Source organism: Rhizobium sp. CFBP 8752 (genome assembly GCF_014842035.1).
Lineage (GTDB): Bacteria > Pseudomonadota > Alphaproteobacteria > Rhizobiales > Rhizobiaceae > Neorhizobium > Neorhizobium soli.
This window is the reverse complement of sequence record NZ_JACYUZ010000001.1, coordinates 2,305,287-2,327,502: the sequence shown is the minus strand read 5'-3', so window position 1 is coordinate 2,327,502 and position 22,216 is coordinate 2,305,287. Positions and strand designations below refer to the sequence as shown.

The following is a 22,216-nucleotide window of genomic DNA, read 5'->3' as shown; positions in this document are numbered from 1 at the left end:
TCGTCCGTACCCGTCCAAGGAAGCAAAGCGATATCAGGTGCGAGCTGCGCGCCTATCTGATACGACTTGGGGTAAAGCCGTGAAAAATGTGATGACCTACAAGGGCTATTCGGCCCGCATCGACTATGACGACGAAGACGGTATTCTGTTCGGGCAGATCGCTGGCATCCGCGACGGCGTCGGTTTCCACGCCGACAATGTCGATGGTCTCAGGAATGCGTTCCGCGAGGCTGTCGATGACTATCTCGAAACCTGCGCGAGGATCGGCAAAGATCCTCAAAAGCCCTACTCCGGAAAGGTGATGTTTCGGATCGATCCCGAAGTTCACGCGCGCGCCGCAAGGGCTGCGGAACTGTCCGGCAAGAGCCTCAACGAATGGGCTGGCGAGGTGCTGGCGAAGGCTGCGAAGTAATCGTCAAGCTCCGTGCTGCATCTGAGCAATGCTCGTCCGAGAACGGCGGCAGTAACTACCCCGCCGTCACAAGTTGAACATCCACCCTCACACCAACGTCTGCATATACCGCATGCCGGTCACCGGGCGTGGCTTGAAATCCATCTGTTCGTAGAACTTGTGGGCGGCGAAGTTGCCGGTGGCGGCGCTGACCGAGAGATAGCCGCAGCCTGCATTGCGGGCAATGTCGCGGGCGCGCGAGACGAGATGCTGGCCGATGCCGTGGCCACGGTGACCGTCGCGCACGAACAGGTGGTGCAGGTCCATGCCGCGGCTTCCCTCCTGCGCGCGGTAGAGCGGCACCAGAATGGCGTAGCCGATCAGGGCGTCGCCCGCATCCGCAACCAGTGCGGTGATCCAGGGCAGGTCGCCGAACAGGTCGCGTTCCAGCATTTCGGGGGTAATGTCGGCCAGATCGTTGTGATGCGCGGCAAGGGCTGCGATCATCTCTTTCAACTGCGGCAGGTCGTGACGCTTGGCGGCGCGGATCGTCACCACGGCCGGGCGCGGCAGTGAGATCTCGCTGTCTTCGATCGAAATCGGGGGCATTCCGGCATTCCTTTTCGGTCTCGTCGTGCCGTCAGGTGCCCTTAGAAACAACCAAGCCGCCTGACGGCGGCTTGTTGACATGATGAACTGTCGAGCCGCCCTTTACAGGTAGGCCCAAAAATACGTTGCGGCGGTGGTGGTGCACGTAATCATCATGACAACTTTCTGCGCCGGAATAAAATGCTTGTCAAGCGGGTGTTGATGACTGTCTGGGTGGCGTGAGGAGTGCTACAGTCAGTGCTGTCTTGAAAGCGAGGGCCATGATGAAGAACACCGCGTTGAGCAAGGACGCAGAGCGTTTCATCAAAAAGCAGATCGAGTCCGGCCGCTTCGAGAATGCCGATGAGGTCATTGATGCCGGTCTCCAGATGCTTGCAAGCAACGAGCAGCCCTTGGAGGAATGGCTCCGGAATGAAATTCCGGGCCGGTATGACGAGCTGATCGAGGGCAGGGCAGAGGGCGTTTCGATTGACGATGCTTTCTCGCGTCTGGAAGACAGGCACCGCGCCCGCCTTGCCGCTGAAGCGAAATCTGCCGACGAAGGCCGATAAGGTCCATGGGGAACCGGTATGCGATCATCTTGCATCCGGAAGCCGAGCGTGAAGTTGAAGAGTTCTACGATTACGTCGCTGACCGTCCCGGCCCGACCGTCGCCTGGACCTATGTGACGAAACTGCGTGCTTTTCTCAATGGTCTCGCTGATTTTCCGGAGCGAGGAACAGTGCGCGAGAGCGAGGTCCCGGGCGTCCGTATCATCGGCTATCGGCGCAGTGTCAGCATAGCCTTTGTCGTCCGCTCTCCCGAGGTGATCATCCTCGGTCTCTTCTTCAGTGGCCGTCTGGTGAGCGATGACATACTGCGCAACCGCCTCTAACCCCTCAATGCTCCCCCTCGCAGAGCCCGTGATCCGAGAGTGAGCGGATCACGTAGCAGTCCTTGATCGCGTGGTTGCCGTCGCAGTGGGACACGATGCGCTCGAGTTCCTCCTCGAGCTTCTTCAGCTTGGCGATCTTTTCGCGCACGCCGGAAAGATGCTCGGCTGCGATCCGGTCGATATCGCCGCAGGGCTGTTGCGGATGCGAACCGAGCGCGATCAGCTCACGGATCGCGGAAATGTCGAGGCCGAGATCGCGGGCGTGGCGGATGAAGGCCAGCCGATCGAGATCGCTGCGCTCGTAGCGCCGCTGGTTCCCTTCAGATCGCGTGGCAGCCGCCAGCAATCCCATCTGCTCGTAATAGCGGATGGTTGGCACCTTGACGCCGGTTCTTTTGGAAAGATCGCCGATCGATAGCATGGCAGGCTCAAACCTCTAATGTCTCGAGGTTGAGATAGGACGCATTTACCACAGGTACAAGGATCACCATGTTGGCTTGAAGGGCGCCTTCAGGGAATGTTAACCCTGAACGTGGATTGTCACCGCGGTGACGGGCCATGATCGATCAGACGTTGATCAGGAGAATTCCTGGTAGATGTCCTGAACCCAGGCCTGCTGCACGGGAGCGGTCGCGCCGCTTGTGGCAAAGGTCGAAGCGCTGTCGTCGCCGGCATCGAGGGCCCACAGGGCGCTCACCAGCGAGCTTGCAAACAGTGTGCTGCTGCCGGTCAGCGAACCGCTGGAACGGGTAGACGCAGGTGTGTCGCGCTGCTGGGTTTCGTCCTGCTTGCGATCGATGTCGACCGCCCGCTGGGGGTAGTTGTAGCCGCTGAGGCCACTATCGATCTTCATGGCACCGCCTCGATCTCGCTTGGGTTAAGCAAGAGTTAACGCCTGAAGCTTGTGCGAAGCTTGCGCCGGGAGATTTCCGGCCGGTTTTGGGGCTTGACAGCGCGCATGGGACTTATTCGCGCCGCCGCGATTTCTGTCGAAAAATCAGCGATCTGACGGGAAAATCGAACGCCGCCAAGGCATATGCGCGTTTCCGCATATTCAAAACTGTTTTCACACAAAAAAGCCGCAGCGCCCGATCGAGGCACTGCGGCGATTGTCATTGGAGATGATCGATTCTGCGCGATCCGCACGGTCAGGCTTTCCCGGCCACCTTGATCGCGAATGCATATTCGAAGGCGATCTCTTCCAGGCGCTGGAAACGCCCCGACTTTCCGCCATGGCCGGCAGCCATGTTGGTCTTGAGCAGGATCGGTGCCGAGCCGGTCGAGAATTCGCGAAGCTTCGCCACCCACTTGGTCGGTTCCCAGTAGGTCACGCGTGGATCCGTGAGGCCGGAAATGGCAAGGATCGGCGGATAGGGTTTTGCACCCACGTTGTCATAAGGCGAGTAGGCGGCGATCCACTGGTACTCTTCCAGGCTCTCGATCGGGTTGCCCCATTCCGGCCATTCCGGCGGCGTCAGCGGCAGCGTATCGTCGAGCATGGTGTTGAGCACATCGACGAACGGAACGGCCGCGATAATGCCCGCGAACTTTTCCGGCGCCATGTTGGCGATCGCGCCCATCAGCATACCGCCGGCCGAGCCGCCTTCGGCAATGATGTTCTCATAGGACGTGAAGCCCTCGGCCACGAGGTGGTCGGCAGCGGCGATGAAATCCTTGAACGTGTTTTCCTTGGCTTCCATCTTGCCGTCTTCGTACCAGGCAAAACCCTTGTCCTTGCCGCCGCGGATATGGGCGATGGCATAGATGAAGCCGCGATCTGCCAGTGACAGGTTGTTGGTGGAGAACGATGCGGGGATGGTCATCCCATAGGCACCGTAGCCGTAGAGCAGGCAGGGCGCGGTGCCGTCGAGCGGCGTGTCCTTGCGGTAGAGCAGCGACACGGGCACCAGCTCGCCGTCATGGGACGGGGCCATCACGCGGCGGGTCACGTAATCTGCGGCATTGTGGCCGGAGGGGATCTCCTGCGTCTTCAAAAGCGTGCGCGTCCGGCTCACCATATCGTAGTCGTAGAGCTGGGTCGGCGTCGTCATCGACGAATAGGAAAAGCGGATGACCGTGCTGTCATATTCGGCAGCGCCCGATAGCCCCAGCGAATAGGCTTCTTCGGCAAACGCGATCGAATGCTCCTCGCCGGTCCGGCGGTCGCGGATGATGATCTCCGGCAGACCCTGGTTGCGCTGCAGCCAGATCAGGTGCTGCTCATAGGCCATGTGCGAAATGATCAGCCGGCCGGGCTCGTGCGGTACGATCTCTTTCCAGTTTTCCTTGCCCGGTGCCGCAAACGGCGCCTCGACGATCTTGAAGTCCTTGGCATCGCCGTCATTGGTCAGGATGTAGAAGACATCGCCGCCTTCGGTCATCGAATACTCGATGCCCTCCTCGCGCGCCGCCACCAGCTTCGGCTCGGCGGTCAGGTCCGAGGTCGGGATGAGGCGGTATTCCGACGTTTCGTGATCGTGAATGTCGAGATAGATCACGTCGTCCAGCAGCGATCCGCCGACGCCCATGAAGAAGCCCGGATCCTTTTCCTCAAACACCAGCCGGTCGTCCGTCTGCGGCGTGCCGAGAATGTGGTGGAAGACCTTGGAGGGACGGTGGTTCTCGTCCTGCAGCGTATAGAAGAAGCTCTTGCCATCAGGCGCCCAGACGCCGCCGCCGGCCGTGTTTTCCAGCACGTCCGACATGTCCTCGCCGGTCGAGAGATCGCGAACCCGCAGGGTAAAATATTCCGAACCCTTGTCGTCGTAACCCCAGATGCCCTTGGAATGATCCGTCGCATGGTCGATGCCGGCCAGACGGAAATAGTCCTTGCCCGTCGCTTCCTTGTCGCCGTCGAGCAGGATCGTCTGATCGCCGCCGTCGCGCGGGGTGCGGAAATACTTTGGCTGCTCGCCGCCGGTCACGAACAGCGATCCGTAGGCAAACGGTCCGTCCTTCATCGGCACGGAGGAATCGTCTTCCTTGATGCGACCGCGCATTTCGGCAAACAGCGTCTTCTGCAATGCAGCCGTGTCGCCCATCGCCGCTTCCATATAGGCGTTCTCGCCCTCCAGATGGGTGCGGATTTCAGGATCGAGGATCGACGGATCCTTGAACATCTGCTGCCAGTTGTCGGCCCGGAACCAGGCATAGTCGTCGGTGCGGGTAATGCCGTGACGGGTATCCGTCACCGGCTTCTTCGCCGCGACCGGAGGCGTGGGCAGATTTTCGAACGGCATTTTCGGGGAGGGGGCCAAGGAAGCACTCCGAAGTCATGAAGGGAGTGCCAGAGATAGGGGCGGCCGGACCATGAGGCAAGCGGGCAAGCCGCCTGAGCCTACTTCTTCTCAGGCTCGCGGGACTTGGCGAGAGGTGCGAGGTCACGGTGCTGCTGCCAGAATATGAAGGCGACGACCAATGATAGCCCAATGCCACTCATCAGGAATACCATCGCCAGTTCGGCTGTCATCTGTTCAGTCCTCCAAGCATGATACCGATTCCGGTCCCGACCACCTAAAGAATATGCGTCATGATAATTCCCGCTCTGGTAGGTGGTCAACAACGAATCCGTCTTCTAGTTTCCGCCCCGTCCGAGTCACTTTGGATAGGATTCCATGACGATACTGCTGCCCGCCCGGGCATCCATGACAGGCGCTCTCCTGATTTGCGCCGCCTCCACCCTGCCTGCCCACGCGCTCGACGGCCGCATTGTTCGCCAGCTGAACGCCCTTGCACCGGAAGAAAGAGTCGAACAGCGCTGCGATCTCGAGGCGATGGATCGCCTGCGCAAGGAAGGCGATTTCCGCCCCGACAAGGTGATCGCCTACACGTTTTCAGACCCGGTCGGGAACGACAACGGCCTCAAGGCAACCGGCGCAGCGTTCCGCAGCGGCGGTGACTGGTTCAAGCTGAAATTCAAGTGCGAGACCAACGCTGAAGGGCTCAGCGTCACCGCATTCGACTACAAGGTCGGGTCCAAGATCCCGCGCGAGGAATGGGACAAGTACTACCTTTACGACTGACGGGTCGCTGACATCGCCGGGCTTTAGCCCGGCAGATGCGGAACGGTCTTCTTTTCTGGAAACAGTTCCGACAGTACGGTCATCATGATCAGCGACAGGGGCAGCGCCAGCATGGCGCCGACGGCACCCCACATCCATGTCCAGAACAGGATGGCGACGAACACGACAAAGGGATTGATCTCCCACTGCCGGCCCATGATCGCGGGGAAGATCAGGTTTTCCATCAGCAAGTGCACCGAGAAGAACACGATCGCGGGCAGCAGTCCGAGGAGAAGGGTATCGTGCGTGATAATGCCACCTGCTGCAACCGCGAGGGTCATGATCGTGATCCCGAGAAACGGGATGAAGCTCGACAGGAATGCGAACAGACCCCAGAGAAGCGGCATGCTGAGGCCGCCGAAATAGGCGATTGCGATCATCACGATGCCGAGACCGAGATAGAGCACGCTCGCAGTCGCAAAATAATAGCCGAGAACCTGATCGATTGCGTTCAGCACACGGATCGCAATCAGCCTCTGGTGACGCCGCGGGAAGGCGAGGATGAGGGTACGGCGAAGTCTAAGCCTGCCGTAGAGAAACAGAAGCAGCGCCGCAAAGAAGATCATGCCCTGCACGACGGCCGGCGTCAGATTGGCGGTAACGACGCTGAGGATGTTGCCGGAATTCTCCAACAGCGCCTGCATCGACATCGGCCCGGTTTCGAACGTGGCCGGCGAGATGTTTAGCCATTCCTGGCGCTGCAGAAATGGCATCACCCGGTCGATCATGCGTTGCAGAAAGCTCGGACCTTCCTGGATCATCATCGCAAACGGTTCGGCCAGCGCGTTGACGACCAGAAAGACCGCGGCGAACACAGCGCTGGAGAGGATGATCGCAATGCCGAATTTGGGTACGCCCAGGCGGCCAAGCTTATCCGCGACCAGACCGAGAATCAGTCCGACGACGACGGCAAGCGTGACAGGGATAAGCACCAGCGACATCATGTGGACGATGGCGAAGAAAACGATCGCGAAGATGCCGATCACGGCCCAGGCCTTGGCGACTTCCAGCGCCTCGCGCCCCAGCACGAGGCTCTCATCGGCGTCTTCGCTCTCCAGGCCGGAAATGACGGCATCCTTGCGATGCGCAGACCGGTTGGCGGCAAAGTCGATCAGCCGTTTTTTAGGATTGGCTGCGCGCGTGCTCGTCATGGCCATGAATTGTCTGATGTCCTCGTTGTCGCGATCAACGCAAAAACAGTGTTCCGGTTCCGGAATACTGCTCAGGTTTACGATAGCAACGATCAGGAATTCAGCGCGCGTTACGCAGCAAGCGTCAGGCCGATGCCCCACGGGTCTCTGAGAGCCCAGCCCTCGACGGTTTTGGTTGTCGCGATTTCGTGCTTTTCCAGTGCGGAAAGCGCGTTCGCCAAGGCCGACTGATCGTTGAACTTCACGGTGTAATCGGAAAGCCCGGTCATGTTTTCAAGCCGGGTCGTGGCGCCGCGGCTGTTCCAAACGTTGGCAGCGATATGGTGATGATAGTCGCCAGTCGCGAAAAAGCTCGCACCGGGATACCGCGCCATGATCTTCAGGCCCAGCACGTCGCGGTAAAAGGCGTCCGCCTGCGGAATGTCGCCGACCTGAAGATGGATATGACCGAGCGCAGTACCCTCAGCCATTCCGGCAAATGCCGCCTGGGGCGCACTGTTATAAAGCTCCTGAAGGTTCAGCCGGTCGGTCGCCATCGCCACGGTGCCGTCCTGATGGTAGGTCCATTCCGTGGGCGTGCGGTCGCGGTAGATCTCGATGCCGTTGCCTTCGGGATCGGAAAGATAGAGCGCCTCGCTCACCAGATGATCCGATGCGCCTTCGAGCTGGATATTGTTATGCGCTGCATGGGCCAGCCATTGGGCAAGCTCAAGGCGACCGGGCACCAGAAAGGCCGTGTGGAAGAGGCCGGCCGCATTGCGCGGCGCGCGGGCCACGTTGCCGCCCGTCGTCAGCGTCAGAAGCGGCACGCCGGCGACGCCCAGAACCTCACCGCTCGGCGTCTTTTCAAGCACCGAAAGCCCGATGATTTTCTGGTAGAAACCGGAGACGCGAGCAAGATCGTTGACGACGAGATGCGCCCGCCCGACATGCAGCGGGCGGCTGAGTGCAAACGGCTGCTTCTGTTCTGTCATAATCTGTCCTCCAGCTTTCAACGGGATCGAAATGACGACGCGCCATGCCAATCTTTCCACAGTTATGCGCGCCATCGATCGTTCACGATAGTGAGCAGTTCGGCGATAGATTGTTCTCGATTTATTGACGCTGGGGCGGCCACCTCTAGCCGTACAGGCTTCATTGCCGCCGTTCCCGCACCATCCGGAACCGGCTCGTGCAGCCACAGTTTTCGGCTCATAACCAAGAGTTGAAACCATCGGAAATTTATTGTGAATCGCGCAGTCTTGCCAAGCTTTCCGCTCGGCCCCATTCTTGGGACCGGTATGGAAGGTGGGTAATGAGCGATCTCTTCAAATTTGGCAGAAACTACGATTTTCACGAGATCGTCGCGGATGGGATTGTCCATGGCATCGGACTGGTCTTCGCCCTGATCGGTGCCACGGCCCTGATCTTTTACGCCACCATGTGGTCGAGCCATGGCGAGATCGTTGCCGCCTGGATTTACGGGATCGGGCTGATCCTTTGCCTGTCGATCTCGTTTACCTACAATATATGGCCGCACTCGCCGACCAAGTGGCTGCTGCGGCGGTTCGACCATTCGGCGATCTTCATCCTGATCGCCGCCACCTATACGCCATTCCTCCAGCGCGGCGCCTCCGACCCGTGGATCTTCGGGATGCTGATCGCGATCTGGGCCACAGCGATTTTCGGTATTCTGATCAAATGCTTTTTCCCCGGCCGGTTCGACCGGCTGACCATCCTTCTCTATCTGGCCATGGGCTGGAGCGGGTTGATGGTTGCCGAACCTGTCTCGGCCTATCTGCCGCCGATCTCCGCATTGCTGATTGTTATCGGCGGCCTGATCTATTCGCTCGGCGTCATCTTCCACGTGTGGGAAAGACTGCGCTTCCAGAATGCCATCTGGCATTCCTTTGTCGTCGCGGCCGCCGCCGTCCACTATAGTGCAGTCATGACCTGCTTTAGCCTGTCGGCCAGTGCCTGACCGATCGTGTCCACAAGACGCCAGCCCGCTTTACACACTGCGGCCGTCTGATAAAGTGGACGGGCAATCACTATAATGGACGATAGCCAGTGCCCCCTTTGATCCGCGATGCCACCGAAGCCGACCTGCCGGCGATCCTCGAGATCTATAACGACGCCGTCGCCAATACGACGGCGATCTGGAACGAGACGCTGGTCGATCTCGCCAACCGTCGCGACTGGTTTGCGGCACGCCGGGCGAGGGGATTTCCGGTTCTGGTCGCCGACGAGGACGGGGTCGTCAAAGGCTACGCATCCTACGGCGACTGGCGCGCCTTCGAGGGCTTTCGTCATACGGTGGAACATTCCGTCTATGTGCACCGCGAGGCCCGCGGCGAGGGCATCGGCCGTCTTCTGATGCGCGAGCTGATCACCCGCGCCGCGTCGAATGGCATTCATGTGATGATCGCCTGCGTCGAAGCGGGCAACGCCGCCTCCATCCGTCTGCATGAAAGGCTCGGTTTCCGCCTGACCGGCACGTTTTCCGAAGTCGGCATCAAGTTCGGCCGCTGGCTCGATCTCGCCTGCATGGAGCTCAGGGTCGCGGGCTGACGTCCTTCGCTTTCTCATGGCACTTCCGTCCGAACGGCCTATATGCTGGCTGACATCGCATTCGCATCAATCGCATGACGACGAAGGATCTTTCCATGGATATCAAGCGTGTTGGCTCGCAGGCCTCCAAGAAGCAGCCGGAAGAGTATTTCACCGGCACAGTCCGCCTCGATCCGCTGAATACGGCGCCAGCGCCTGCCCGCGTCGTTGCCGCATCGGTCACGTTCGAACCCGGCGCCCGCACCAACTGGCACACCCATCCGCTCGGCCAGACGCTGGTTGTTACCTCGGGTTCCGGCCTCACCCAGACCTGGGGCGGCCCGGTCCGGGTAATCCGCGCCGGTGATGTCGTCTGGTTTCCGCCGGGCGAAAAGCACTGGCACGGCGCATCGTCGCAGACAGCCATGACCCATATTGCCATCGGGGAAGCGCTCGACGGCAAGACCGCCGACTGGATGGAGGCTGTCAGCGACGATCAATATGCGATTCCCCGGGAAACGGTCTGATCGTCATCTAACCGACGCGCAGGGCAGGCAATCCTGCGCCTCAAGCCTAAAATCTGCCAGGAGAGCCGCATGTCCGCTGCATCAGATGATACCGTGACCCGCATCGCCAACGATCGTATCTCCGTTGAAATCTCACCCCTCGGTGCGGAAATGCAGTCGCTGAAGACGGCGGATGGCCGCAACTTTCTCTGGAACGGCGACGCCGCCTTCTGGGCCGGCCGCTCGCCGATCCTCTTCCCGATCGTCGGCAAGGCGCCCTCCGATACCGTGGTAATCGAAGGCAAACCCTATCCGATGGCGCAGCACGGTTTTGCCCGCCGCTCGACCTTCGCGCTCGCCGCCTCCGACGAGACCAGCTGCCGCTTCGAGCTTGCATCATCCGATACCACCCGCAGCGTCTACCCGTTCGATTTCCGCCTCGCCGTCACCCATTCGATCGATGGTTCGAAACTCACGATTTCGGCGGAGGTGGAAAACCGCAGCGACCGGCCCATGCCGTTCGGCCTCGGTTTCCACACCGCCTTCCTCTGGCCGCTGCCGGGTGGAGAAGGCCAGGCCCATACGATCGTGCTCGACAACGGTGGCGAACCGGCGATGACGCGCCTGTCCGGCGGGCTGATCGACCCGACCCCACTTGCCTCGCCGTTCACGTCCGGCAAGCTGACGCTGTCGCACGACATGTTCGATGAAGACGCAATGATCTTTGCAGAAGGTGCCGGAACGGGTCTGACCTATGCGGCGGAAGGCGGCCCGGAGCTGAAATTTTCCTTCGACAACCTGCCAAACCTCGCGCTCTGGCAAAAGCTCAACGGCCCTTTCCTCTGCATCGAGCCCTGGCACGGAACGGCCGCCCAGAACGGGACCAGTGCCGATCTCGAATCGCGTCCCTACACCGTCATGCTGCCCGCCGGGCAAACCGCGCGATTTGCGTTCACGGTCGAGTTGCCGGAGTGAGCCAAACGAAAACAGCGGCCCGGATGGGGCCGCTGTCAATTTCAAGTCGGTACTTTGGTGACATCCGTCCCGCTGATTAATCTGCCGGGCGGAAATTCATCGAGTGGCCGTTGATGCAGTAGCGCAGGCCGGTCGGCGGTGGGCCGTCTGGAAAGACGTGCCCGAGATGGCCGTTGCAGGTGGCGCAGCGGACTTCGGTGCGCACCATGCCGTGCGTGGTATCACGCAGTTCGGTCACCGCATCGGGGCTGACAGCCTCAAAGTAGCTCGGCCAGCCGCAGCCGCTGTCGAACTTGGTATCCGACACGAACAGATCCGTGCCGCAACCGGCGCAGCTGTAGATGCCTTTATCCTTGGCGTTCCAGTACGGCCCGGTAAAGGGACGCTCCGTGCCCGCCTGGCGCAAGATCTGATACTGCTCGGGCGTCAGCTCTTCGCGCCATTCTGCATCTGTCTTCTGGACTTTCTTGGTGATGACGTCGGACATCTGAACCATCCTTTCATTGTAAGCCATAGATAGGTGCGTTCAGCCTGTCGATAAAGGTCACGGTGCCGTGTTTCTTGCCCGTCAATGCTTGAGGGACAGACGGGTTTCCCTTAGAAACCGTGGGGCGCTGCCGCTCGGCAGGGATTTGCGAGGATACTCAACGGGAGGGGACCATGGCCGCCACCACGCCGGCATTGACCTTCGCGGCACTCATGCTGCCGTTTCTTGCAGCACTTCTTGCCCCCATGCTCTCGCGCCTGATGGGCCATCGCACAGCGCTTGTTCTCGCACTTGCACCCGCCTTGGCCTGCCTGCATTTCCTGAGCTTCCTTCCGGAAATTGCCGCCGGAGAATCTGCCACGGGCGGCTATGTCTGGGTGCCGAGTTTCAACCTGTCCTTCTCCTGGTTTCTCGACGGCCTGTCGCTCACCTTCGCGCTGCTGATCACCGGCATCGGCACGCTGATCGTGCTGTATTCCGGCGCCTACATGAAGGGCCACCCACAGCAGGGCCGCTTCCTCGCCTTCATCCTGTTCTTCATGGGTGCCATGCTGGGATTGGTCGTCTCCGACAGCTTTCTCATGCTGTTCGTCTATTGGGAACTGACCTCGATCGCCTCCTTCCTGCTGATCGGCTTCGATCACGACCGGGCAGAGGCACGAAGGGCTGCGCTGCAGGCGCTGGTCGTCACCGGCGGCGGCGGGTTGGCGCTTCTGGCCGGCCTTGTTCTCCTCTGGAACGTCACCGGCATCACCCAGCTGTCGCTTCTTCTGCATTCGGGCCTGCCGCTCAGCGCCAGCCCGCAGTATTTCGCCATTCTTCTTCTGGTTCTCGCCGGCTGCTTTACCAAATCGGCTCAGTTTCCGTTCCATTTCTGGCTGCCCAACGCCATGCAGGCGCCGACGCCCGTCTCGGCCTATCTGCATTCGGCAACCATGGTAAAGGCCGGCGTCTATCTCCTGATGCGGCTGCAGCCGGTTCTCGGCGATACGCCCGCCTGGGAAATCCTGCTTCCCTTCTTCGGCGGCATCACGCTGATCTCCGGCGCGCTTCTCGGGTTGAGGCAGACCGACCTCAAGATGATGCTCGCCTACACGACGATGGCCTCGCTCGGCCTCATGGTGATGCTGACCGGGTTCGGCTCCGACCATGCGATCGAGGCCGCGGTGCTTTATCTCATCGCCCATTCGCTGTTCAAAGGCGCGCTGTTCATGGTGGCCGGCGCCATCGACCACGAGACGGGCACGCGCGAGATCTCGAAACTCGGCGGCCTGCGCAAGGCGATGCCCGTTACCTTTGCAGCGGCAGCGCTTGCGGCCCTCTCCATGGCCGGCCTGCCGCTGTTCTTCGGATTTCTCGCCAAGGAAGAGATCTATCTGGCGCTCGTCGACGGCAATCCGCGAGCGATCTTCTTTCTCTGCCTCGCCGTCATCGGCAACGCGCTGATGGGAGCGCTGGCGCTGGCGATCGGTTTCAAACCTTTTCTCGGTCCAAACCGCCCGGATCTTGGGCCCGTCCATGAAGGGCCATGGGGCCTGTGGCTCGGCCCCGTCGTTCTCGCGCTGCTCGGACTTTTAGCGGGCGTTTTCTCGGGCACCGCGCACCAGTATTTTTCAACACCCATGGCAAGCGCCGTGCTGCATGAAAACACGGTCATCGACATCTCCACCGTGCCGCATCTCGGCCTGCCGCTTCTCCTCTCGGTCCTCACACTGATTCTTGCGGGTCTGGTCCTGTGGCAATTGGAGACGGCACGCGGGTTGATGCGAAGACTGTTCGATGCGCTCGGTCCCGGGCCCGATCGCGGTTTCGACCATGCGGTTCAAGGCCTGATCCGCCTGTCAGTCGTCTTGACCCGCATTCTCCAGCCCGGCCGGCTGGAAATCTATGTCACCGCCACCTTCATCCTTTTGGCGCTTACCCTGCTGGTGCCGCCCTTCCTGTTCAATGAATTCCCGGCCATGCCGGCGTTCCCGCAGACCGTTGCCCTGCACGAATGGGTGTTTCTCGGCATTGCCGTGATCGGTGTTGCGGCGGTCCTGCGCGCGGCCGACCGGCTGACGGCAATCGTCGCGCTCGGCATCCAGGGCTTTGCCATCGCCGTTCTCTTCCTCCTGTTCGGCGCGCCGGATCTGTCGTTCACCCAGTTCATGGTCGAAACGCTCTCGGTCGTCATCCTGGCGCTGGTCATGACGCGCCTCCGTCTGACGCCGTCCGATCACCGGCCGCTCCTCCAGCGCCTGTTCGACGGCACGATCGCGCTCGCCTGCGGCACGGGCTTTACGCTGCTGCTGCTCAAATCCGTGGAGACGCCGTTCGACAACGCGCTGACGGATTTCTTCAACGCCTATTCCAAGGTCATCGCCCACGGCGCCAACGTCGTGAACGTCATCATCGTCGACTTCCGCGGCGTTGACACGCTGGGAGAAATCGCCGTCGTCATGATCACCGGGCTCGCGGTTCTGGCGCTCGTCCGGGTCCGGGCCGGGACGAAGACGGAACTTGGGGCAGGGGGCGCGAAACGGACGGCGACAGCTATCCCCATTGGAAAGACAGCGGCCAAAGCCCCGACCACCAAAGCCCCGCAGGCCAAACCATCGACCGGGAGACCAGGCCGATGATCAAAGCCCGGACACTTCCCCCAACGTCCCTCATTCCTGTGCTTGTCACAGGAACCCAGCCCCGGCGCGTCTGCGCCGTGAATGACGCGTCTCGCGCGACCACCTCTCCCGCACCCAAGGACTTGGGTGCGCTGGATTTCTGTGACAAGCACAGAGATGAGGGGAGTGTGGAGCAACGTCGCGCTGGCAGGGCGGAGCGCAGTCGTGCTGGACGGCTGGGCCACGGGAATACGGCAAGGCTGAACCACAGGAACGAGCGGCGGGTGACAGAAAGCTTCGAACAGGTGGCCCTGCCATGAACACCATCATTCTTCGCACCGTCGCCCCGGTCGTCACTGCACTGACGCTGCTCTTTTCGGTCTTTGTTCTGTTGCGCGGCCATAACGAGCCTGGCGGCGGATTTATCGGCGGTCTGATCGCGGTGTCGGGTCTGGCGATCTACGGGATTGCGTTCGGCACCGGTGCGGTGCGCCGGGCCTTGCGCTTCCATCCGATGGCAATCGCCGGGGCAGGACTACTGATCGCCATGCTGTCGGGCCTCGTGTCGATCTTTGCCGGCGTGCCCTTCATGACCGGGCTGTGGATCACGCCGAGCCTGTTCGGCACGGACATTCCGCTGTCGACGGTCATATCCTTCGATCTCGGCGTTTACCTCGTCGTGCTCGGCGCCATCACCTCGATCGTGCTGGCGCTGGAACAGGAACCCGGTCCTGAGTTTCCCGCTCCGGCATTGCGCGGCACGACGTCGCGGCGCGCCGAAACGGCTGCCTCCGCAAGAGAGGGCGCGCCAGATCCGGTAACGAAGAAGAAGCGCCGCAAATCGGGAGGAAAACGCTGATGGAAACGCCGCTCGCGATCCTGATCGGCCTCTTCTTTTCGGCCGCGATCTATCTCATGCTGTCGAAATTCACCGTCCGTATTCTCCTTGGCGTCGTGCTGCTCGGCAATGGCGTCAACCTGCTGCTGTTTACCGCCGGCGGCCTGACGCGTTCGGTCCCGGCGATCATTCCGGCGGGCGCAGACACGCTGTCCCATACCGCCGCCAACCCGCTGCCGCAGGCGCTGATCCTGACGGCTATCGTGATTTCGTTTTCGTTCTTCGCTTTTCTCCTCGTGCTCACCTACCGCGCTTTTCAGGATCTCGGCAGCGACAATTCCGACGAGATGCGACTGGCGGAACCCCGCGACGAACCATCGCCGCCGATGGGATATTGAGGACGTTTGATGGCATCCCCCGCAACATCCCCCGTTGATCTCGCAGCCGCCCTGGTCCTCACCCCGCCGCCGCTCGGCGACTGGCTGGTGATCCTGCCCGTCGTGCTGATGATCGGCGCCGGCGCAATTCTCCTGATGGTGCGCAAGTCCGTCCGCCTCCACGGCGGGATCGCCATTGCAGCGCTGCTTCTGCTCGTCCTCGTCAATGGAAGCCTGCTTTTGCGGGTGATCGAGAACGGCCCGGTGACGATGGTCATGGGCCGCTGGCTGCCACCGTTCGGCATCGCCTTCACGGCCGATCTGTTCGGTGCCACGATGGCACTGACGGCCTCGCTCGTGGCACTCGCCGCCGGCATCTTCGCGCTCAGGGATATCGATGGCTCCGGACGGCGCTACGGTTTCTATCCCTTCCTGATGCTGCTGATGGCCGGCGTCTCGGGTGCCTTCCTCACCGGTGATATCTTCAACCTCTATGTCTGGTTCGAGGTCCTGCTGATTTCCTCGTTCGGCCTTCTGATCCTGGGATCACGACCCGAACAGATCGATGGCGCGCTCAAATACGCGGTTCTGAACCTGATCGCCACGACGCTGTTCCTGATCTCGGTCGGGTATCTCTATTCGCTGTTCGGCACGCTCAACATGGCCGATATTGCGCTGAAGGCCGGCGACCTCTCGGGCACGGCACCGCTCGTCACGCTGACGGCGCTGTTTACCTTTGCCTTTGCCATGAAGGCGGCGGCCTTTCCGCTCAATTTCTGGCTGCCCGCCTCCTATCACACGCCGCGCATCGTCGTGTCGGCGCTGTTCGGCGCGCTCCTCACCAAGGTTGGCATCTACGCGCTGATCCGCGTCACGGTCATGCTTCTGCCGGTGGAGCGAGAGGTGCTGAGCCCCGCCATTGCCACACTCGCCATTCTGACACTGATAACGGGTGCCCTGGGTGCGCTGGCGCAGAGCGATATCCGCAAACTTGCCGGCTACCTTGTCATCGCCGGCATCGGCAACATGCTGGCGGGCGTGGCGATCGGGTCTCCGGCCGCCATTTCCGGCGCCATCTTTTATGCGCTGCATTCGATGGTGGCGATGACGGCGCTCTATCTCGTGGTCGGCGAGGCGGCCCGCCGCGCAAGCCTGCTTTCCGGCGACGAAAACCAAGCAAACCGCTGGTCGCTGCATACGCTCGGCGGGCTCTACCGGTCGTCGCCGGGTTTCACGGCGGTGTCGCTTCTCGTGTTCCTCGCCGTCGCCGGCCTGCCGCCGCTGTCGGGTCTGTGGCCGAAGATCATGCTTCTGAAAGCCGCGATGGACATCAACGCATGGTGGCTTGCCGCCGCCATTCTCGTCTCTTCCTTTCTCGTCACCCTCACGCTTGGCCGGATCGTGCTTCTCGCCTACTGGCGGCAGGGGCCTGAATCCGCGGCCGGCCTTGAGCGACAGACTGCAGTTCGCGGCGACTGGCGGCTGTCGCTGCCGCTGTGCGCCCTCGTTCTGCTGGCCGCCGGGTTCGGCCTGTTTCCGGAACATCTTCTGTCGCTGACGCAATCGGCCGCCGAGGGACTTGCCGGCCCGTCCGCCTATATCCGTTCGGTCTTTCCGGACGCCCTGCCGTCGGGAGGCATAAGATGACGTCATTCATCCGCGCTTGCGTCTTTGCCGTCATCTGGGTGGCGATCACGGGCAGCGCCACCATCCTCAACCTTGTGTTCGGCTTTGCCGTCGCAGCGCTCGCGCTCTGGGTCGTGCGTGGCGAGATCGACCGCGCCAGCCGTAAGATGCGAATAGGCCGGATGCTCTCGCTCCTCGTCCTGTTTATCAGGGAACTGGCAATGTCGGCCTGGAAGGTGGCGGTCCTCGTCACGAGACCGAGGCTAGACGTCAAACCCGGAATTTTCGCCTTTCCGTTGACGGTCAGCCGCGATTTCGAGATAACGCTGCTTGCCAACCTCATCACGCTCACGCCGGGCACGCTGTCGGTGGATGTCTCGGCCGACCGCAAGTTCCTCTTCGTGCACGCGCTTGACGCCTCCGATATCGACGCGACCAAGCGGGAAATCGCTGACGGTTTCGAGCGCAAGATCCTGGAGGCATTCGAATGACCGTGTCCGATCCGTCCCTGGCCGCGACGATCCTGTCTGTCTCCACCTGGATTGCCATGGCGGTCCTGTCGGTCGCGTTCCTGTTGACCATCCGGCGGGTGGTGGCGGGGCCGACGCTGCCGGACCGTGTGCTTGCGCTCGACATGCTGGTCGGCATCGTCATCGGCTTTATCGCGCTGATTGCCATCCGAACCGGCTTCAACCTCTATATCGATATCGCCATCGCGCTCGGCCTCGTCGGCTTCCTGTCGACCGTCGCCTTTGCCCGCTTCATCATGCCGCGCGTCACCGATGCCGCAAAAGATCCAGCGACATCCGGCAAGACACGCGTGCAAAGGAGGAAACGCTGATGGATCTCGTCGTCGCGCTTGTCGTCTCCGTCCTCGTCCTCGCCGGCGCCTGCTTTTCGCTGATTGCCGCGATCGGCATCAACCGGCTGCCGGATCTCTATACCCGCATGCACGCAGCCTCGAAGGCCGGCACGGTCGGTTCGGGTCTGCTGCTGCTCGCTGTCGGGGTCTATGCCGGGGATCTGCCGGTCCTTGCCCGCGCAATTGCAGGCTTTCTGTTCTTCGTCCTGACGGCCCCGGTTTCGGCGCATCTTCTGGCCGTCGCTGCCCGCCGCGCCGGCTATCCGATGAGCGAACATTCGCTCCACGATGAGATGAAAGCGCACGAAGAATCAATATAGAGGCCGCAGTTCGAGCTATAAGCCCGTCATAAAGGCGTCTTTTTTCGATACACTATCAGTTATCAGGTCTTCCCCCGGCTTTACCATCAGAATTCGATCGGCATTACTAGATTTCGCAGTTGGATTTTGGGGGTCCGGATGCTAATTCAGGTGCAGTAGAACCCTGAAATTGTTCTCTTGCGGATTATTTCTCGTGTAAAACGCACAATACGTCTCAGAATTGTGTGCCTATGCGGGAATTGTCCGAAGTAAACAATGTCCGGTGGTATTTATGATCGGCTTCGCGCGCGAGACTTAGGGGTAGGTTTCAGTCTTCGGACAGTGTGCGGGCAGTGGAATGCCATCGTGGTTCTGCAGGATGCGGGTGTTGGTCGGCTCTCGCAACCGTCCGCGAATTACGAACAGGAGACGAAAATGACAGAAATCGCATTGGGCAAAGGCCCGGACCTGCTGGTGGAACTGACAGCAGATATCGTGGCTGCCTATGTGAGCAACCACGTCGTTCCGGTCGGCGACCTTTCAGGACTGATTGCCGACGTTCATACGGCACTGAGTGGCACGGCATCGCCGACGCCCGTCGTGGCCGTGGTTGAAAAGCCGAAGCCGCCGGTCCCGATCAAGAAGTCCATCGAGGACGATTACCTGATCTGCCTGGAAGACGGCATGAAGTTCAAGTCGCTGAAGCGACACCTCATGACCCATTACAACATGACGCCGGAAGAATACCGCGAAAAGTGGGGCCTGCCGTCCGACTATCCGATGGTCGCTCCCGCCTATGCGGAAGCCCGCTCGCGTCTTGCAAAGGAAATGGGCCTCGGCCAGCGCCGCAAGCGCGCCAAGGCTTGATCAGCCTTTAACAGACGGCAGCAGTAACACTGCCAATCAAGAGAACCGGGCGCATGCCCGGTTTTTGTTGTCTAGAGATAGGAAAAAAATCATAATTAGATTCCTGATGCTTAGCTCGGATGGCGACCGCTAGGGTGCATTTCGTATTTCCATCCGTCTCTTCCTCCGCTACCGTATGTGAATTAATTCCTAGAAGTGGAGGAGCTGTCATGCCTGCCGAACCGTCCGCCGGGGCAATACCCGTTTCGCCCAGCCTCAGCGTTTCCGGCCGTTCCACCGCACGGATGGCCGCCGGCGCATCCACGCCTTCCGGGGTAACGCTTCGAATCGGTCGAAAGCCGAAACCCACATGCCTGATCGTGTTTCAGCTCGTCTCGGAAATGGTGTTCCTCTTCGGAGACCGGGTCATGGTCCGGCGCGACCGCCGAAGGCTTGCCGCCCATTCCCGCCAGATCGCCATGTATGTCTGCCACGTGGCGCTGTCGATCTCGGTCGATGACATCGCCGCAAGCTTCGGCCGGGAGCGCTCGACCGTCGCCCATGCCTGCCATCTGGTCGAGGACCGTCGCGACAACCCGGCCTTTGACGATTTCGTTTCCGCCGTCGAACGGATGGTCACCTCCGTCTTCGGTGAAGCGGATGAGGGCTGAGGCTGAAAGAGGAGACGGGTCGATGAAGGATGAAAAGAGCAAAGAGCGTCTGCGTCTTGTGCGCTTGCTGCGCCAGCTTTTGAAAAACGACGGCGCGATCTCGGATGTCGAGACGGCGCATGGTCGCGACCTCGTGCACCAGGCCGTGTCGCTCGGCCTTGCTGTCCAGCAGGATGGCCGGCTTTCGGCGTCGGTTGAGGCCAGGTCCTATCTGCGCCGGGCCGTGGCGGAGCGGGAGGAGGAGGGGTTTGCCGCTCAGCATGGCGAGATCGAACGGGTCGGGCTGGTGGTTGAGGGCACACGCCAGACGGTCCGCCGCAATCTCGCCGAATCGCCGCTCGGCACTGTCGCAAGGCTGAAGGACAGGGACGGGTCGGCCTTCCTGCCATCAGCCGCCGTCGAGGCGGGTGAGCGGCTGCTTGCCGATTTCACCCGCGGTCAGCTGCAGCCCAAGATCACCGCCTCGTGGGAGCCGCGCCTGTCCAGCCGTGCTGATGGCGGCCGCGGCGGGCAGGCGGATGTGGCCGGCAGCGCCATCGACGCACGACGCCGGTTTGGTGCGGCCGTGGAGGCGATGGGACCGGAACTGTCGGGCGTCGCCGTCGACGTCTGCTGCTTTTCGAAAGGGCTGGAACTGGTCGAACGGGAGCGGCAATGGCCGGCACGCTCCGCCAAGCTGATGCTGCGCACCGCACTTCTTGCTCTCGGCCGGCACTACGATCCGCCGCGGCCGGATCCCCGCCGCCGCAGCCACAGTTGGGGAGCAGACGATTACCGGCCGATCCTCTGACGACGTCAGACCACAGCTATGGCTTGGCGCCTGCGAAACAGGTTGAGGCCGTTGATGTATTTCCGGGCCGGCTGCTCCACCCCGTAGAAGCTCACAAGCGTTGCCACAAACATCGCGGCGACAAGGATAGGCGTCGCCCACCAGGGAGCGATCTCGGCCACCTTGTAGAAGGGCTGCTTCCACAGATAGAGCGAATAGGACCAGATGCCGATCATGGCGAGCGGCTGGAACGACAGGGCGCCGAGCGCTGCCTTCGGGGCAATGTCGATCGTGTTGATGGCAAAGGCGAGAAGCAGCGTCCCGAGCGTATAGCGAGCGATGTCAGGCGCCGGCAGGATCCACAGCGACAGTCCCACCAAGGCGGCAAGTACCGGTGCCGCAGCAGGAACGCGGACCTTGTCGATGAGCACGAACAGCGCCACCGAGGCAAAGATCGAGGCCATCCGCACATCGCTCAGCCAGTAGACGCTCATGGCGCCGGGTTCGGCGAGAGTGGTGCGGATCGCACCGTTTGCCATCGCCGCAACCGCAATCGCCAGGCTGACGAAGGCAGCAGCCCGCGCATTGCGGATGACGAGGACGACGAGGAGGGCGAGCAGCACGTAAGAGTGCTCCTCGACCGACAGCGACCAGACATGCCCCAGCACCGACGACGTGTGGGTCCAGGCCTCGTAATAGTTCGTGGTGAAGGTGATCGCCGCGAGATAGGCGGAGGGCTCCAGCAGGAGATGCGGCGGCGCGCCAGCAAGCCCGCCGACGACGGAGACGGCGAGCATCGCCGTGGCAAACACCAGGAGCGCCGGATAGATGCGGGAGAACCGACGCTGGAAGAAGGTCGGAATGTCGGTCTTGCGGACGAGCAGAATATCGGCCATCAGCCGTCCGCTCAAGACGAAGAAGAGTTCGACTCCGAGTGAACCGAAGGGCAGAAGCCCGCCTGAGAAATGGTCGGCGATCACGAACAGGATCGCGATGCCGCGCCATCCGTCCAGGTATGCGATACGGTTTGCCTGGTCCTGCATCCTGCTGCCCTGTGATTGCTTTTAAATAAGCGAGTAGAGCATCAGTATAACAACGAGGATCGGCAGTCCTTCACGTCCGGGTGAGCGGGACTACTATCGTGCGACAGGGTTAATACCGGAAATCCGTGTCTTGATCAGGCGGCCTGCATGATCACCGCTTCCTGACGGATGCGCTTGACCATCGAGCGCAGGCCATTCGCGCGCTGTGCCGAAAGATGCTCCACAAGGCCAATCTTGTCGAACACCTCGATCGCATCCGTGGAGGCGATTTCAGACGCATGCTTGCCGGAATAGACCGACAGCACGATTGCGACGAGCCCGCGCACGATATGCGCATCGCTGTCGCCCTCGAACGTCATCACGGGGTCGGCGCTGTCATCGCTGCCGTGGCTGACGACCCAGACCTGGCTGGCGCAGCCCTGTACCTTGTTTTCCGCAGTCTTCTTGTCGTCGGAAAGGTCGGGCATGGCCTTGCCGAGTTCGATCACATAGCGATAGCGGTCCTCCCACTCTTCGAGATAGGCAAAATCGTCGATGATCTGTTCGATGCTGGCCATGGCGTGCGGTCCCGTTTGCGCCTTCATATAGGCGGTCCGGGCCTCGATTAAAGCAAAAAAATCGCCGTGAGGATGTTGGTCCTCACGGCGTCAGCAATAGGCTGATGAGAGTTAAGGCAGTCCGGCACCGGGAACCGTGGCACGA

At 61.2% G+C, this 22,216-nt stretch carries 27 protein-coding genes and 1 pseudogene; 18 read left to right on the top strand and 10 right to left on the bottom strand.

Annotated features, from left to right (window positions below; translation table 11 throughout):
- Window positions 1–91: 91 nt before the first annotated feature.
- Window positions 92–412 carry a type II toxin-antitoxin system HicB family antitoxin gene (locus IFT59_RS11305; protein ID WP_197978098.1) on the top strand — a complete coding sequence of 107 codons (321 nt, stop codon included), beginning with the start codon at window positions 92–94 and terminating at the stop codon, window positions 410–412.
- An 87-nt stretch (window positions 413–499) separates the two neighbouring features.
- Here IFT59_RS11305 and IFT59_RS11300 read toward each other — a convergent pair whose 3' ends face one another.
- Entirely contained in the window at window positions 500–1,081 is a 582-nt protein-coding gene (locus tag IFT59_RS11300) for a GNAT family N-acetyltransferase (RefSeq protein WP_192086854.1), read from the bottom strand.
- A gap of 179 nt (window positions 1,082–1,260) precedes the next feature.
- On the opposite strand from IFT59_RS11300, the gene IFT59_RS11295 reads away from it, so the two are divergent.
- Window positions 1,261–1,551: a type II toxin-antitoxin system ParD family antitoxin gene (locus IFT59_RS11295; RefSeq protein WP_249407528.1), complete on the top strand. Its 291-nt coding sequence runs from the start codon at window positions 1,261–1,263 to the stop codon at window positions 1,549–1,551.
- Window positions 1,552–1,556: 5 nt separating this feature from the next.
- Window positions 1,557–1,874, top strand: a complete 318-nt coding sequence (locus IFT59_RS11290) for a type II toxin-antitoxin system RelE/ParE family toxin (RefSeq protein WP_192086853.1) — start codon at window positions 1,557–1,559, stop codon at window positions 1,872–1,874.
- 4 nt (window positions 1,875–1,878) lie between these two features.
- Here the strand turns inward: IFT59_RS11290 and IFT59_RS11285 are convergent, their stop codons facing one another.
- From IFT59_RS11285 to IFT59_RS23290, 4 genes are all read right to left on the bottom strand, one after another.
- The gene (locus IFT59_RS11285; RefSeq protein WP_062453496.1) at window positions 1,879–2,295 is read right to left on the bottom strand and encodes a MerR family transcriptional regulator; all 417 of its coding nucleotides are present in this window, start codon (window positions 2,293–2,295) and stop codon (window positions 1,879–1,881) included.
- A 156-nt stretch (window positions 2,296–2,451) separates the two neighbouring features.
- Window positions 2,452–2,727, bottom strand: coding sequence for a hypothetical protein (locus IFT59_RS11280; protein WP_062579631.1), 276 nt, complete (start codon window positions 2,725–2,727; stop codon window positions 2,452–2,454).
- A 295-nt stretch (window positions 2,728–3,022) separates the two neighbouring features.
- Entirely contained in the window at window positions 3,023–5,113 is a 2,091-nt protein-coding gene (locus IFT59_RS11275; protein WP_192087150.1) for a S9 family peptidase, read from the bottom strand.
- A gap of 98 nt (window positions 5,114–5,211) precedes the next feature.
- A complete protein-coding gene (locus IFT59_RS23290; RefSeq protein WP_274598265.1) occupies window positions 5,212–5,343 on the bottom strand; it encodes a hypothetical protein in 132 nt (43 codons plus the stop codon).
- A 145-nt stretch (window positions 5,344–5,488) separates the two neighbouring features.
- Here IFT59_RS23290 and IFT59_RS11270 point away from each other — a divergent pair, with 145 nt between their 5' ends.
- A complete protein-coding gene (locus IFT59_RS11270) occupies window positions 5,489–5,896 on the top strand; it encodes a DUF930 domain-containing protein (RefSeq protein WP_082471859.1) in 408 nt (135 codons plus the stop codon).
- A gap of 23 nt (window positions 5,897–5,919) precedes the next feature.
- Here IFT59_RS11270 and IFT59_RS11265 read toward each other — a convergent pair whose 3' ends face one another.
- Entirely contained in the window at window positions 5,920–7,092 is a 1,173-nt protein-coding gene (locus tag IFT59_RS11265) for an AI-2E family transporter (RefSeq protein ID WP_192086852.1), read from the bottom strand.
- A 104-nt stretch (window positions 7,093–7,196) separates the two neighbouring features.
- Window positions 7,197–8,060 (bottom strand): VOC family protein, encoded by an 864-nt coding sequence (locus tag IFT59_RS11260; protein ID WP_192086851.1) that lies wholly within the window; start codon window positions 8,058–8,060, stop codon window positions 7,197–7,199.
- A gap of 320 nt (window positions 8,061–8,380) precedes the next feature.
- On the opposite strand from IFT59_RS11260, the gene trhA reads away from it, so the two are divergent.
- The 4 genes from trhA (at window position 8,381) to IFT59_RS11240 (ending at window position 11,096) form a co-directional block, all read left to right on the top strand.
- A complete protein-coding gene (gene trhA / locus IFT59_RS11255) occupies window positions 8,381–9,046 on the top strand; it encodes a PAQR family membrane homeostasis protein TrhA (RefSeq protein ID WP_062453491.1) in 666 nt (221 codons plus the stop codon).
- 89 nt (window positions 9,047–9,135) lie between these two features.
- Window positions 9,136–9,636 carry a GNAT family N-acetyltransferase gene (locus IFT59_RS11250; protein WP_062453490.1) on the top strand — a complete coding sequence of 167 codons (501 nt, stop codon included), beginning with the start codon at window positions 9,136–9,138 and terminating at the stop codon, window positions 9,634–9,636.
- Window positions 9,637–9,731: 95 nt separating this feature from the next.
- The gene (locus tag IFT59_RS11245; protein ID WP_192086850.1) at window positions 9,732–10,142 is read left to right on the top strand and encodes a (R)-mandelonitrile lyase; all 411 of its coding nucleotides are present in this window, start codon (window positions 9,732–9,734) and stop codon (window positions 10,140–10,142) included.
- 69 nt (window positions 10,143–10,211) lie between these two features.
- Complete coding sequence (locus IFT59_RS11240) at window positions 10,212–11,096, top strand: aldose 1-epimerase family protein (protein WP_192086849.1); 885 nt, start codon at window positions 10,212–10,214, stop codon at window positions 11,094–11,096.
- A gap of 76 nt (window positions 11,097–11,172) precedes the next feature.
- Here IFT59_RS11240 and msrB read toward each other — a convergent pair whose 3' ends face one another.
- Window positions 11,173–11,583: a peptide-methionine (R)-S-oxide reductase MsrB gene (gene msrB / locus IFT59_RS11235; protein ID WP_062454782.1), complete on the bottom strand. Its 411-nt coding sequence runs from the start codon at window positions 11,581–11,583 to the stop codon at window positions 11,173–11,175.
- A 173-nt stretch (window positions 11,584–11,756) separates the two neighbouring features.
- Between msrB and IFT59_RS11230 the strand changes: the two genes are divergently transcribed.
- The 10 genes and pseudogenes from IFT59_RS11230 (at window position 11,757) to IFT59_RS11185 (ending at window position 20,492) form a co-directional block, all read left to right on the top strand.
- On the top strand, window positions 11,757–14,204 hold the full coding sequence (locus IFT59_RS11230) for a putative monovalent cation/H+ antiporter subunit A (RefSeq protein WP_192086848.1): 2,448 nt from the start codon (window positions 11,757–11,759) through the stop codon (window positions 14,202–14,204).
- A 295-nt stretch (window positions 14,205–14,499) separates the two neighbouring features.
- A pseudogene (locus IFT59_RS11225) lies at window positions 14,500–14,907 on the top strand (Na+/H+ antiporter subunit B); the annotation flags it as partial.
- A 134-nt stretch (window positions 14,908–15,041) separates the two neighbouring features.
- A complete protein-coding gene (locus tag IFT59_RS11220) occupies window positions 15,042–15,419 on the top strand; it encodes a Na+/H+ antiporter subunit C (RefSeq protein ID WP_062453487.1) in 378 nt (125 codons plus the stop codon).
- A gap of 9 nt (window positions 15,420–15,428) precedes the next feature.
- Window positions 15,429–17,045: a Na+/H+ antiporter subunit D gene (locus tag IFT59_RS11215; protein ID WP_174195844.1), complete on the top strand. Its 1,617-nt coding sequence runs from the start codon at window positions 15,429–15,431 to the stop codon at window positions 17,043–17,045.
- The gene (locus IFT59_RS11210; RefSeq protein ID WP_062453485.1) at window positions 17,042–17,515 is read left to right on the top strand and encodes a Na+/H+ antiporter subunit E; all 474 of its coding nucleotides are present in this window, start codon (window positions 17,042–17,044) and stop codon (window positions 17,513–17,515) included. Before IFT59_RS11215 ends, IFT59_RS11210 begins: the two co-directional genes overlap by 4 nt.
- A gap of 56 nt (window positions 17,516–17,571) precedes the next feature.
- Complete coding sequence (locus tag IFT59_RS11205; RefSeq protein WP_425503217.1) at window positions 17,572–17,865, top strand: cation:proton antiporter; 294 nt, start codon at window positions 17,572–17,574, stop codon at window positions 17,863–17,865.
- Complete coding sequence (gene mnhG / locus IFT59_RS11200) at window positions 17,862–18,206, top strand: monovalent cation/H(+) antiporter subunit G (RefSeq protein ID WP_175487268.1); 345 nt, start codon at window positions 17,862–17,864, stop codon at window positions 18,204–18,206. Before IFT59_RS11205 ends, mnhG begins: the two co-directional genes overlap by 4 nt.
- Window positions 18,207–18,620: 414 nt before the next feature.
- The gene (locus IFT59_RS11195) at window positions 18,621–19,052 is read left to right on the top strand and encodes a MucR family transcriptional regulator (protein ID WP_062453483.1); all 432 of its coding nucleotides are present in this window, start codon (window positions 18,621–18,623) and stop codon (window positions 19,050–19,052) included.
- A 209-nt stretch (window positions 19,053–19,261) separates the two neighbouring features.
- Window positions 19,262–19,702 (top strand): helix-turn-helix domain-containing protein, encoded by a 441-nt coding sequence (locus tag IFT59_RS23100; protein WP_082476152.1) that lies wholly within the window; start codon window positions 19,262–19,264, stop codon window positions 19,700–19,702.
- Window positions 19,703–19,724: 22 nt separating this feature from the next.
- Window positions 19,725–20,492 carry a DUF6456 domain-containing protein gene (locus IFT59_RS11185; protein WP_192086847.1) on the top strand — a complete coding sequence of 256 codons (768 nt, stop codon included), beginning with the start codon at window positions 19,725–19,727 and terminating at the stop codon, window positions 20,490–20,492.
- Between the two features lie 5 nt (window positions 20,493–20,497).
- On the opposite strand, the gene IFT59_RS11180 is transcribed toward IFT59_RS11185, so the two are convergent.
- Both IFT59_RS11180 and IFT59_RS11175 read right to left on the bottom strand, forming a co-directional pair.
- Window positions 20,498–21,514 carry an acyltransferase family protein gene (locus IFT59_RS11180; protein ID WP_192086846.1) on the bottom strand — a complete coding sequence of 339 codons (1,017 nt, stop codon included), beginning with the start codon at window positions 21,512–21,514 and terminating at the stop codon, window positions 20,498–20,500.
- A 134-nt stretch (window positions 21,515–21,648) separates the two neighbouring features.
- A complete protein-coding gene (locus IFT59_RS11175) occupies window positions 21,649–22,071 on the bottom strand; it encodes a SufE family protein (protein WP_062453480.1) in 423 nt (140 codons plus the stop codon).
- Window positions 22,072–22,216 lie beyond the last annotated feature (145 nt).